Raw genomic sequence first — 11,896 nt, forward strand, 5'->3', positions numbered from 1 at the left:
CCGACGTGCTACCCGATTTCCGCCATCCCAAGACCTACGTCAGCCTGATCCTGCTGGCCGTGATGTTCTGCGTGCCCATCGCCATGGGCTCGGCCTTCTGGCTCAACCTCTTCGTGCTGCTGTTCGTGTTCGCGGCGCTGTCGACCGCCTGGAACATCGTGGGCGGCTATGCCGGCCAGCTGTCGCTGGGCCATGCCGTGTTCTACGGCATCGGCGGCTACACCGCCGTGCTGCTGACGCAGAACTTCGCCATCACGCCATGGATCGGCATGCTGGCGGGCGCCGTCATCTCGGGCCTGGTGGCCGTGGTGATCAGCTATCCGACGCTGCGCCTGAAAGGCCCGTTCTTTGCGTTGTCCACCATCGCGATCCTGGAAGTGGTGCGCCTCTTGGTCATCCACGAAGAGCGCTGGACGGGCGGCTCCAGCGGCATCAGCCTGCCGCTGAACATCGGCTGGAAGTGGATCGTGTTCCGCGACAAGGTCAACTACCTGATCATCGCGTTCGGCCTGTTCCTGGTGGTGCTGTGGGTGTCGTGGCTGATCCGCAAGTCGCGCGCGGGCCACTACCTGATCGCGATCCGCGAACGCGAGGAGGCCGCCCGCGCGGTGGGCGTGCATACCGTCAGGATGAAGATCATGGCGGCGGTGGCCTCGGCGATGCTGACCAGCGTCGTCGGCACCTTCCACATCACGTACCTCACCTTCGTCGATCCTGCCTCGGCCTTCTCGCTGGAGCTGTCGATCCAGCTTGCCATGTTCGCGCTGATCGGCGGGCTGGGCACGGTGGCGGGCCCGATCGCCGGCACCTTCCTGGTGCTGCCCATCGCCGAGCTGGCGCGCGGCTGGCTCAGCAGCGTGGGCAACGGCATGCACGGCGTGGTGTACGGCGCCATCCTGGTGATCGTGGTGCTGACCATTCCGCGCGGCCTGGCGGGCGCCTTCGGGCCCACCATCGAGCGCTGGGTGTCGGGCCTGCCCTACCTGGGCACGCGCAAGGCCAGGCCGCCCGTGCCGCCCCTGCCCGTGGGCACGCACGCCATCGATGTGCAGAAGCCCGTGCTGCAGGCGAAGAACCTGTTCAAGAACTTCGGCGGCCTGCGCGCCACCAACGACGTCTCGCTCACGCTCTACCAGAACGAGATCCTGGGCATGATCGGGCCCAACGGCGCCGGCAAGACCACCGTGTTCAACCTGATCTCGGGCTTCATCCCGCAGGACAAGGGCACGGTGACCATGCTGGACCGCGACGGCCAGTGGGTCAGCTGCAGGACGCCCGACGAACTGGCGCACAAGGGCATGGGCCGCACGTTCCAGATCGCGCGCCCGTTCACCGGCCTGACGGTGCTCGAGAACATCATGCTGGGCGCCTTCATCAAGACGTCCAACCGCGACGAAGCCGAGCAGATCGCCTTGCAGGTGGCCGAGCAGACCGACCTGACGCGCTCGCTGCACACCGAGGCGCGCAACCTGACGGTGGGCGGCATGAAGCGGCTGGAGGTGGCGCGCGCGCTGGCCACCAGGCCGCGCATCCTGCTGCTGGACGAGGTGATGGCGGGCCTGAATCCCGCCGACATCGACCGCGCCATCCAGATGATCCGGCGCATCCGCGATTCGGGCGTGTCGATCCTGCTGATCGAGCACATGATGCAGGCCACCATGGCGCTGTCGGACCGCATCATCGTCATCAACGAGGGCGCCGTGCTGGTCAGCGGCCATCCGAAGGAGGTGGTGGAGAACCCCAAGGTCATCGAGGCCTATCTGGGCAAGGAGTACCAGGATGCTTAAGGTTTCCGCACTGAGTTCCGGTTACGGCAAGACCCAGGTGCTGTACGACCTGGATTTCGAGGTCCGGCCCGGCGAGATCGTCACGCTGATCGGCGCCAACGGCGCCGGCAAGACCACCACGCTGAAGACCCTCTGCGGCGTGATCCCCGCCACGCAGGGCAAGGTGGAATTCCACGGCCAGGACCTGACCAACCGCGCGCCCGGGCAGATCGTTGACGCCGGCATCACCATGGTGCCCGAGGGCCGCCAGCTGTTTCCCAGCTTCACCGTGCGCGACAACCTGGTGATGGGGTCGTACAAGGGCGCGGCGCGCGCCGACGCGGCCCGGCGCATGGAAGAAGTGCTGGAGATATTCCCGCGGGTGCGCGAGCGGCTGGCGCAGCGCGCGGGCTCGCTGTCGGGCGGCGAGCAGCAGATGGTGGCCATCGCGCGCGGCATGATGGCCAACCCGCGCCTGCTGGTGTTCGACGAGCCCTCGCTGGGCCTGTCGCCGCTGCTGGTACAACAGATGTTCGACGTGATCCGGCGCGTCACCGAGCAAGGCGTGACCGTGCTGCTGGTCGAGCAGAACGTGTTCCGCACGCTGCGGCTGGCCGATCGCGGCTATGTGCTGGAGAATGGTTCCATCGTGTTGAGCGGCACCGGCCAGGAGCTGCTCAATGATCCCCACGTGAAGCGGGCCTATCTCGGCCATTGAGGCCGGACGCCCCGGAGGTAGATCGGCATGTCGCAGACGTTCAGTTTCATCGATCACGGCAAGGGCGGCGGGCCCGAGTGCCTGAAAGTGGCGCAGCGCGAACGCGTCGCGCCCACCGGCCGCCAGGTCGAGATCCAGGTGGCCTATGCCGGCGTGAACCGGCCGGAGGTGCTGCAGCGCGCGGGGGCGTATCCGCCGCCGCCGGGCGCGTCGCCGTACCTGGGCCTGGAAGTGTCGGGCGTCATCGCCGCCGTCGGTCCCGATGTGAAGGATCGCCGCGTGGGCGAGCAGGTCTGCGCGCTGACGCCGGGCGGCGGTTATGCGCAGTTCTGCCTGGCCGACGAGCGCCATTGCCTGCCGGTGCCGCAGGGCATGGACCTGCGATCGGCCGCCTGCTTGCCCGAGAACTACTTCACCGTGTGGACCAACGTGTTCGAGCGCGGCGCCCTGAAGGCCGGCGAGACGCTGCTGGTGCACGGCGGCTCCAGCGGCATCGGCCTGACGGCGATCCAGCTGGGCGCGGCGTTCGGCGCGCGCGTCTGGACCACGGTGGGCAACGCGGCCAAGGCCGAGGCCTGCCGCGCCGCCGGCGCCGAGCGCGCCATCCTGTACAAGGAAACCGACTTCGCCGACGAGGTGCGCACGCTGACGGACGGCAAGGGCGTGAACGTCATCCTGGACATGGTGGGCGGCGAGTACATCGACCGCAACGTGCGCAGCCTGGCCGTCGATGGCCGCCTGGTGCAGATCGCCTTCCTGGAAGGCAGCAAGGCGAAGATCGATGCCATGCCCATCATGACCAAGCGGCTGACCTTCACGGGCTCGACGCTGCGTCCGCGTTCCGACGAGGACAAGGGCAGGATGGGGCAGGCGCTGGTGCAGCACGTCTGGCCGCTGCTGGCGCAGGGCCGCTGCCTGCCGGTCATTCATGCCGAGTTCCCGCTGGAACGCGCCAGCGAGGCGCACGCGCTGATGGAAAGCAGCTCGCACATCGGCAAGATCGTGTTGAAGGTGGCGCAATGAGCGCGCTTCCAGGAGCACGGCCATGAGCGCCGGAGATCGGCACGTCGGCCTGTCCGGCAAGACCGTGCTGCTGACCGGCGCGGCCGGCGGCATCGGTTCGGCCATCGCCCACGGCTTCGCCCGCGAAGGCGCGCGCCTGGGCCTGGTGGACTTCGATGCGGACCGCGGCCACGCGCTGCGCGACGAGCTGGGCGCCGCGGGCGCCATTGCGCATTTCGCGCAGGCCGACGTGTCCACCTACGCGGCCTGCGAACGCGCCCATGCCGAACTTACCGCCGAGCTGGGCGGCATCGACATCCTGGTCAACAACGTGGGCATCTCGCCCAAGACCAACGGGCGCGCGCTGCGCGTCTGGGAGATGCCGCCCGCCGAGTGGGACGGCGTGGTCGCCGTCAACCTGAACAGCGCGTTCTACATGGCCCGGCTGTGCACGCCGCACATGGTGAAGCAGCGCGGCGGCCGCATCGTCAACATGTCGTCGGTGGCCGGCAAGGCGTACTGCGACATCGTCGCGGCGCACTATGCGGCCACCAAGTCGGCCCTGCTGGGCCTGACGCGGCATTGGGCGGCCGAGCTGGGCGAGTTCGACATCACCGTCAACGGCCTGGCGCCAGGACGCATCAGCACGCCGCTGTTGAAGTCGGTGCCGCAGGAGATCAACGACGCCGTGGCGCGGGTGACCGCGCTGCGCCGGCTGGGCACGCCCGACGAGGTGGCCGACGCCTGCCTGTTCTTCGCGTCGGACCAGGCGCGCTTCGTGACGGGGCAGGTGCTGGACGTGGCGGGCGGCTGGCTGATGACCTGACGGGATGGCGGCTGGCGTCGCGGCAGGGGTCGGGCGCGCCAGCGGCGCGGCCGGTGTGGCGGCCATCGCCGCGGCCCCCGGGGCAGAGCGCGCGCGGCAGCCTGAAAGAACGACAAAGGAGACGAGACAGATGTTCGAAGACGTGAAGTTCGCGGGCCGCAGGGTCCTGATCACCGCCGGCGCCGACGGCCTGGGCCTGGAGATGGCGCGTGTGTTCCATGCCGCCGGGGCCTCGGTGTTCGTGTGCGACGTGAACGAGGCCCGCCTGGCGGACCTGAAGCAGGCGTTTCCGGATATCCACAGCCAGGTCGCCGACGTGTCGGACGAGGCCAGTGTGGCGGCGTTGTTCGAGCAGGTGCGGCAACGCCTGGGCGGGCTGGACGTGCTGGTCAACAACGCGGGCATCGCCGGGCCCACGGGTGCGGTCGAGACGCTGGACAAGGCCGACTGGGATCGCACGCTGGCCGTCAACGTGACGGGCCAGTTCCTGTGCGCCCGCCTGGCGGTGCCGCTGCTGAAGGCGTCGCCGGCCGGCGTGATGATCAACCTGTCGTCGGCGGCGGGACACCTGGGCTTCGCCGGCCGTTCGGCGTACTCCGCGTCGAAGTGGGCCGTGATCGGCTTCACCAAGACGCTGGCCATCGAGCTGGGTCCGTTCGGCGTGCGCGTCAACGCCATCCTGCCGGGCGCCGTGGAAGGCCCGCGCATCCGCGCGGTGATCGCCGCCAAGGCCGAGACGCTGGGCGAGCCCGTGGCGGACGTGGCCGCGCGCTACGAGAACCAGGCCGCGCTGGGCCGCATGGTCACGGCGCGCGACATCGCCAACATGGTGCTGTTCAACGCCAGCGACGCGGCGCGCAGCGTGTCGGGCCAGGCCATCGTCATCGACGGCTTCACGCAGAAACTCTACTGACCGGAGGCGCCATGTCCACCGTCGCCATCATCGGCTGCGGCCTGATCGGGCAAGGTTGGGCCATCGTGTTCGCGCGTGCAGGCTGGCAGGTGCGGCTGCACGATCCCGATTCGAATGCGCGCGCCGAGGCCCCGCGCCTGGTGCGTCGGCAATTGCACGCCCTGGAGCAGCATGGCCTGGTGCAGCACGCGGCGGGGATCGCCGAGCGTGTGCGCGTGGCCGATACGCTGGCCGAGGCCCTGGCGGGCGTAGACTACGTGCAGGAGAACTCTCCCGAGCGCCTGGACGTGAAGCTGGCCCTGTTCGCCGAGCTGGACCGGCTGGCCCCGCCGGCGGCCATCATCGGCAGTTCCACTTCCAGCATTCCCACCAGCGCCTTCACCGAGTCGCTGCCCGGACGCGGCCGCTGCCTGGTGGCGCATCCGGTGAATCCGCCGTACCTGGTGCCGGTGGTGGAACTGAGCGGCGCGCCGTGGACGGACGCGGCCACGATCGAACGCGCGGGCGAGATCATGCGCGCGGTCGGACAGAGGCCCGTGACCGTGCGCAAGGAAATCGAGGGCTTCGTGCTGAACCGCCTGCAGGGCGCGTTGCTGCAGGAGGCCTTCCGCCTGGTGCAGGCCGGCATTGCCAGCGCCGAGGACATCGACGTGACGGTCAAGGACGGGCTGGGACTGCGTTGGTCCTTCATGGGTCCCTTCGAGACCATAGACTTGAATGCGCCGGGCGGCATCGCGGATTACTGCGCGCGCTACGGCCCCCTGTATGCCTCCATCGGCGCCACGCAGCGGGATTGCGTGCCCTGGGAGGGCGAGCTGGTCGACGATCTGCAACGGCAGCGGCGCCAGCAACTGGACGCGTCGGAATTGCCGGCGCGGCGATTCTGGCGCGACGACGCGCTGATGCGGTTGTTGCGGCATAAACGAGAGCGGAGAGACTAATGGCCAAGGCCAAGAACAAGGTCATCATCACCTGCGCCGTGACGGGCGCCATCCACACCCCCAGCATGTCGCCGCACCTGCCGGTGACGGCCGACGAGATCGCCGACGCCGCCATCGGCGCGGCGCAGGCCGGCGCGGCGGTGCTGCACCTGCATGCGCGCGACCCGGTCACCGGCAAGCCCACGCAGGACCCGGCGTTCTTCGAGCCCTTCCTGAAGCGCATCAAGGCCGAGACCGACGCGGTGATCAACATCACCACCGGCGGCAGTCCGCACATGACGGTGGAAGAGCGCATGAAGCCCGCCACCACTTTCGCGCCCGAGGTGTGCTCGCTGAACATGGGGTCGATGAACTTCGGCCTGTATCCCATGCTGGACCGCTTCAAGGAGTTCCAGCACGACTGGGAGCGCGCCCACCTGGAGAACAGCCGTTCGCTGGTGTTCCGCAACACCTACCAGGACATCGAGACCATCCTGAACCTGGGCAACGCCAACGGCACGCGCTTCGAGTTCGAGTGCTACGACATCAGCCACCTGTACAACCTGAAGCACTTCGTGGATCGCGGCCTGGTCAAGTCGCCGCCCTTCATCCAGTCGGTGTTCGGCCTGATGGGCGGCATCGGCCCGCATCCCGAAGACCTGATGCACATGCGCCGCACGGCTGATCGCCTGTTCGGCCACGACTACGAGTGGTCGATCCTGGGCGCGGGCCGCAACCAGATCCCGCTGGCCACGATCGGCGCGGCCATGGGGTCGAACGTGCGCGTGGGGCTGGAGGATTCGCTGTGGATCGGCCCGGGCCAGTTGGCCGCGTCCAACCGCCAGCAGGTCGAGAAGATCCGCACCGTGATCGAGGCGCTGAGCCTGGAGGTGGCGACCCCCGACGAGGCCCGCGAGAAGCTGGGGCTGAAGGGCGGCGACAAGGTCAATTTCTAGCGGCTGGCCGCCACAGGGATCCGTGGGGAAGATCGGGCCTCGCCAGGCCGGGCCGCGCCAGGCCAGGCCCCGTCCGGGCTATCCCGCGTGGCGCCGCAGCGCGCCGGCCAGTTCATCGACGCCGAGCCTGCGCGGGAAGTTGGCGGCATGGCGCGCCTTCAGGGTCAGGTCAGCACATAGCGTGATCTCGGCGTCGTCGATGCGCGTGGCGCCGAGTTCGCGCAGCGTGCGCGGCAGGCCCACGCGGCCATACCAGGCCAGCAGCGTGTCGCGGACGCCGTCGCCCCGCGCCTCCAGGTCCAGCTGAACCAGCAGTCCCAACGCCACCTGCATGCCATGCAAGGCTTTGCCCACGCCCGATATCTTCGACAGGCCGCGCGTCAGCGCGTGCGCGATGGACAGGCCGCCGCTTTCGAAGCCCAGGCCGCTCATCAGGATCATGGCCTCGACGGCGCGCTCGAAGGCCGGGCTGGTGCGGCCCGTGCCGGCCGCGGCCAGCGCGGCTTCGCCGTCCGCCAGCAGCACCGCCGCGCAGCCGTCCGCGATCAGCTGCGCCGTGCCGGTGGGCGCGGCATCATACATGTTGAGGCCGCCGTTCGCGGCGCATTGCGCGGCCTCGAATTTCTTCGAGATGGCGTCGCCCAGCCCGGCGCGGAAGAACAGCGGCGGAGCCGTGGCCACCAGCGCGGTATCCACCAGCACCAATGTGGGGTTGAACAGCATGTGCTCCACCGCCAGCAGGTTGTGGTGCTCGTCGTACAGCACGTAGTTCTTGCTGGTGGGCGCGTCGTTGGACGCCACCGTGGGCACGGTGATCAGGTGCCGATGCAGGTGCCTGGCCACGGCCTTGCCCGCGTCCAGCGACTTGCCGCCGCCCACCGCGATGACCAGGTCCGCGCCCAGCGCATCGGCCTGGCCGCGCAGGCGCGCCACCACGTCGGGCGTCAGGTCGTCCTGCAGCACCAGCGCATGCAGCGCCACGCCATGCGCCTTGCACAGCGCGGCCAGCCGCTCACCCAGCACGCCGTGCACATAACCGTCTATGACCAGCGCCGCCTTGCGGCCGAACACCGCGGCCCAGCGGCCGAGCTCATCGATCGCGCCCGGTCCCTGGTAATACCGGCTGGGCGCGCCAAACGCCTTCAACATCGTGCAGTCTCCTCATTTGCGGGCCGGACGCGCGGGGGGCTCGGATCCGGCCTCGCCGTCGGCCTGTTCTTTTTCGCGTTCGATCAGCCAATCGATCATCATCTTGCCGCCCCAGCGCAGGTCGTCCTGCAGGGCCTGCGAGGCCGCCTGCGGGTCGCGCGCGCGCAGGGCGTCGATCACCGCTTCGTGGCGGTGGCGGTCTTCGGAATAGTCCAGGCCCGCGGTCTTCACGTGGAAGACCTTCAGCAGGGGGCCGGTGATGACCCAGAACGACTCCACCGTGTTGCGCAGCGTGGGCATGCGCGCGGCTTCCAGGATGGAGAAATGGAACCTGCGGTTCAGGTAGCTGGCGCGCTTGGGATCGCTGGCCGTGTTGGCCAGGAAGTCGCGCTGCAGCGCCACCAGGTTGTCGAGCTGGCGGGGCGTGATCTTCTTGGCGGCCTCGGCCGCGCCCAGGCCCTCGAGCTGCAGGCGGATCTGGTAGATCTCCCACAGCCTTTCCGAGTTGACGAAAGGCACGTACACCGCCGTGGCGGCCTGCATTTCCAGACCCTGTTCGCTGATGAGGCGGAAAATGGCCTCGCGCACGGGTGTGATGGACACGCCCAGTTCGGTGGCCAGTTCGCCGATGATGAGGCGCTCGCCGGGCTCGTATTGCCCATCGATCAGGGCATTGCGCAGCTCGTTGTAGACCTTGACGGACAGGTTCTCTTTCTTAACGGGCTTCAGAGTGGTCATGGGGGCGGCGGGCGGGGAAGGAAAAGGTGCGGCGGGGGTAACGATTCTAGCTCGGCGCGCTCCAATTCCGATTTGTTGGGTATATTATATATGATATATCTTCAACCACAAGGAACAGCGCCATGACGCATGTACCGGCATATCCCACCCCGGAGGAGATCGAGAGGCTACGGGACCGCGCCCGCTTCGTCCGCCTGGAGACGATCCGGCTTATCGAGATCGCCAAGGTGGGCCACTACAGCTCGGTGTTTTCGTGCGCGGAAATCTTCGCCGCGCTGTACTACGACGTGATGCGCCTTCGGCACGGCGAACCCGCCTGGGCCGGCCGCGACCGTTTCCTCATGGGCAAGGGCCATGCGGCGGTGGGCCTGTTCCCCATCCTGGCCGACCTGGGCTTCATCGACCGCGAACTGCTGGACGGCTACACCCGCCTGGGCAGCCCGCTGGGCGACCACCCCGACATGAGCAAGGTGCCCGGCGTGGACTTCAGCTCGGGTTCCATCGGGCACGCGCTGTCCAACGGCGTGGGCATGGCGGTGGGCGGGCGCCTGAACAGGCTCGACTATCACACCTTCGTCATGCTGGGCGACGGCGAGATGCAGGAAGGCCAGGTGTGGGAGGCCGCGCTGTTCGCCGCGCACAACAGGCTCAATCGCCTGGTGGCCATCGTCGACCGCAACGGTTATCAGCTGGACGGCAAGGTCGACGACGTGATGGGCGTGGAGTCGCTGGGCGACAAGTGGCGCGCCTTCGGCTGGGAAGTCCACGAGGTCGACGGCCACGACCTGCGCGAACTGACCGCGCTGCTGCGCCGCCTGCGCGCCGACGATGCGCGCCAGCGGCCGGCCTGCGTCATCGCGCGCACGCTGAAGGGCAAGGGCGTCTCGTTCATGGAGACCGAGCCGGGCTGGCATCTGGGCTACCTGGCGCCGGCCGATGCCGAGGTCGCCATCGCAGAAATCATGTCGCGGGAAATCTGAAATGACCCACACCCTTCTTTCGACCGATTCGTGGCAGTACCGCGCGCTGAACGCCATCAACCCGGGCCTGGACTACCTGTCCAAGGGCCTGATCGCGCTGACCGAGGCCGGTCATCCCGTGGTGGCGGGCTCGGCCGACCTGCAGTACTCCAACGGGCTGAACCGCTATGCGCAGGCCTATCCGGATCGCTACGTGCAGTTCGGCATCTCCGAACAGAACATGGTGTCGGCGGCCGCCGGGCTGGCCACGTGCGGCCACATGCCCTTCGTGGCCACGTTCGCCTCGTTCCTGGGCCTGTTGTGCTGCGAGCAGATCCGCATGGACGTGGCGTATACCAGGCTGCCGGTGCGCCTGATCGGCCATCACACCGGCATCAGCCTGGGCTTCTACGGCACCTCGCACCATGCCACCGAAGACATCTCGACCATGCGCGCCATCGCCGGGTTGACCGTGGTGTCGCCGGCCGACGGCCCGCAGCTGACCGCCGCCATCAAGGCCTCGGCCGACTGGCCCGAGCCCATCTATTTCCGCATCGGCCGCGGCCGCGATCCGCAGGTGTACGCCGACGACACGCCCTTCGTGTTCGGCCGCGCCATCGTGCACTCGCAGGGCAGCGACCTGAACCTCATGGCCTGCGGCATCACGCTGCACGCCGCGCTGGAAGCCGCGGCCGCGCTGAACGAGGAGGGCTATTCGGTGGGCGTGATCGACATGCCGACCATCAAGCCGCTGGACCGCGAGGCCGTGCTCGCCGCGGCGGGGCGGTCCCGCCTGCTGATGACAGTGGAAGAGCACAACGTGCTGGGCGGCCTGGGCTCGGCCGTGGCCGAGGTGCTGGCCGATGCCGGCACGGGCACGCGCCTGCACCGCCACGGCATCCACGACGAATACAGCCTGATCGCGCCGCCCACCACGCTGTACAGGCATTACCAGCTGGACGGCGAGGGCATCCGTGCCGTCGCGCTGCGCCAATTGAAGCAATCCTCCTGAGGCTTCCATGAAAGAGATCACGGGCTATACCAAGGTGATGGCCATCCTGGCCGATCCCATCGAACACGTGAAGACGCCGCAGCGCATGAACGAGCACCTGGCGCGCCTGGGCTACGACGGCGTGCTGGTGCCGCTGCACGTGCGGCCACAGAACCTGGCGGCCGCGCTGCAGGCCATGCGCGGCATGGAGAACCTGGCGGGCAGCATCGTCACCATGCCGCACAAGAGCGCCATCCTGGACCTGTGCGACGAGGTCACGCCGGTGGCGCGGGAGATCGGCGCGGCCAACGTCATCCGCCGCGAGGCCTCGGGCCGCCTGGTGGCGCACATGCTCGACGGCGAAGGCTTCGTCACGGGCCTGGTCCAGGCGGGCCTGGACCTGCGGGGCAAGCGCGCCTATATGGCGGGCGCGGGCGGCGCGGCCAACGCCATCGCCTTCTCGCTGGTGCAGGCGGGCGTCGCCAGCCTGACCGTCTACAACCGCACCGCGTCGCGCGCCGACGACCTGAAGGCGCGCGTGCTGTCGCTGTATCCGCAGGCCGACGTGCGCATCGGCACGCGCGACCCGTCCGGTTTCGACGTGGTGGTGAACGCCACGCCGCTGGGCATGAGGCCGGGCGATGCGCTGCCGGTGGATGTCGAGCGCCTGGACCCGACGCAATGGGTGTGCGAGGTCATCATGCAGCCTGCCGAGACGCCGTTGATGGCCGAGGCCCGAGCGCGCGGCTGCAAGGTGCAGCCGGGCGCGCCGATGCTGGCCTGCCAGATCGAACTGATGGCGCGCTTCCTGGGTGTCGAGGGGTCGGGGAATGGCGGCGCCGGCGACGGTCCGGCTGCCGGCGCGGCATCGGCCGCCGCGGCATCGGCCGTCGCGGCATCGGCCGCCGCCGTGCCGGCCCGCGCGGCATCCACCAGCGATCCGGCTGCGTAACGGAGC

Annotated in this window: 12 protein-coding genes; 10 read left to right on the forward strand and 2 right to left on the reverse strand. The window is 68.8% G+C overall.

The features are described from left to right. Positions 1-5: 5 nt before the first annotated feature. The 7 genes from FS845_RS14605 to FS845_RS14635 all read left to right on the forward strand — a co-directional run bounded on the left by FS845_RS14605 (position 6) and on the right by FS845_RS14635 (position 7,101). A complete protein-coding gene (locus FS845_RS14605; RefSeq protein WP_144636529.1) occupies positions 6-1,787 on the forward strand; it encodes an ABC transporter permease subunit in 1,782 nt (593 codons plus the stop codon). Beyond that, positions 1,780-2,484, forward strand: coding sequence for an ABC transporter ATP-binding protein (locus tag FS845_RS14610; protein ID WP_144636531.1), 705 nt, complete (start codon positions 1,780-1,782; stop codon positions 2,482-2,484). Before FS845_RS14605 ends, FS845_RS14610 begins: the two co-directional genes overlap by 8 nt. A 27-nt stretch (positions 2,485-2,511) precedes the next feature. After that, positions 2,512-3,507, forward strand: coding sequence for an NAD(P)H-quinone oxidoreductase (locus tag FS845_RS14615; RefSeq protein WP_144636533.1), 996 nt, complete (start codon positions 2,512-2,514; stop codon positions 3,505-3,507). Between the two features lie 22 nt (positions 3,508-3,529). Next, entirely contained in the window at positions 3,530-4,312 is a 783-nt protein-coding gene (locus tag FS845_RS14620) for an SDR family oxidoreductase (RefSeq protein ID WP_144636535.1), read from the forward strand. 130 nt (positions 4,313-4,442) lie between these two features. Further along, positions 4,443-5,225: an SDR family oxidoreductase gene (locus FS845_RS14625; RefSeq protein WP_144636537.1), complete on the forward strand. Its 783-nt coding sequence runs from the start codon at positions 4,443-4,445 to the stop codon at positions 5,223-5,225. 11 nt (positions 5,226-5,236) lie between these two features. Continuing rightward, the gene (locus tag FS845_RS14630; RefSeq protein WP_144636539.1) at positions 5,237-6,166 is read left to right on the forward strand and encodes a 3-hydroxyacyl-CoA dehydrogenase; all 930 of its coding nucleotides are present in this window, start codon (positions 5,237-5,239) and stop codon (positions 6,164-6,166) included. Further along, positions 6,166-7,101: a 3-keto-5-aminohexanoate cleavage protein gene (locus FS845_RS14635; RefSeq protein WP_144636541.1), complete on the forward strand. Its 936-nt coding sequence runs from the start codon at positions 6,166-6,168 to the stop codon at positions 7,099-7,101. Before FS845_RS14630 ends, FS845_RS14635 begins: the two co-directional genes overlap by 1 nt. Positions 7,102-7,179: 78 nt before the next feature. Here FS845_RS14635 and FS845_RS14640 read toward each other — a convergent pair whose 3' ends face one another. Continuing rightward, positions 7,180-8,250 carry a glycerol dehydrogenase gene (locus FS845_RS14640; protein ID WP_144636543.1) on the reverse strand — a complete coding sequence of 357 codons (1,071 nt, stop codon included), beginning with the start codon at positions 8,248-8,250 and terminating at the stop codon, positions 7,180-7,182. Between the two features lie 12 nt (positions 8,251-8,262). Further along, positions 8,263-8,988 (reverse strand): GntR family transcriptional regulator, encoded by a 726-nt coding sequence (locus FS845_RS14645; RefSeq protein WP_144636545.1) that lies wholly within the window; start codon positions 8,986-8,988, stop codon positions 8,263-8,265. Positions 8,989-9,110: 122 nt separating this feature from the next. Between FS845_RS14645 and FS845_RS14650 the strand changes: the two genes are divergently transcribed. From FS845_RS14650 to FS845_RS14660, 3 genes are read left to right on the forward strand one after another with little or no spacing between them, the layout of a single operon-like run. Beyond that, positions 9,111-9,968: a transketolase gene (locus tag FS845_RS14650; RefSeq protein ID WP_144636547.1), complete on the forward strand. Its 858-nt coding sequence runs from the start codon at positions 9,111-9,113 to the stop codon at positions 9,966-9,968. Between the two features lies 1 nt (position 9,969). Next, positions 9,970-10,959 carry a transketolase family protein gene (locus FS845_RS14655; protein WP_144636549.1) on the forward strand — a complete coding sequence of 330 codons (990 nt, stop codon included), beginning with the start codon at positions 9,970-9,972 and terminating at the stop codon, positions 10,957-10,959. A 7-nt stretch (positions 10,960-10,966) separates the two neighbouring features. Next, positions 10,967-11,890 carry a shikimate dehydrogenase family protein gene (locus FS845_RS14660; protein WP_144636551.1) on the forward strand — a complete coding sequence of 308 codons (924 nt, stop codon included), beginning with the start codon at positions 10,967-10,969 and terminating at the stop codon, positions 11,888-11,890. Positions 11,891-11,896: the final 6 nt, after the last annotated feature.

The organism is Bordetella genomosp. 13 (genome assembly GCF_007679965.1).
In the GTDB taxonomy this organism is placed as follows: Bacteria; Pseudomonadota; Gammaproteobacteria; order Burkholderiales; family Burkholderiaceae_B; genus Bordetella.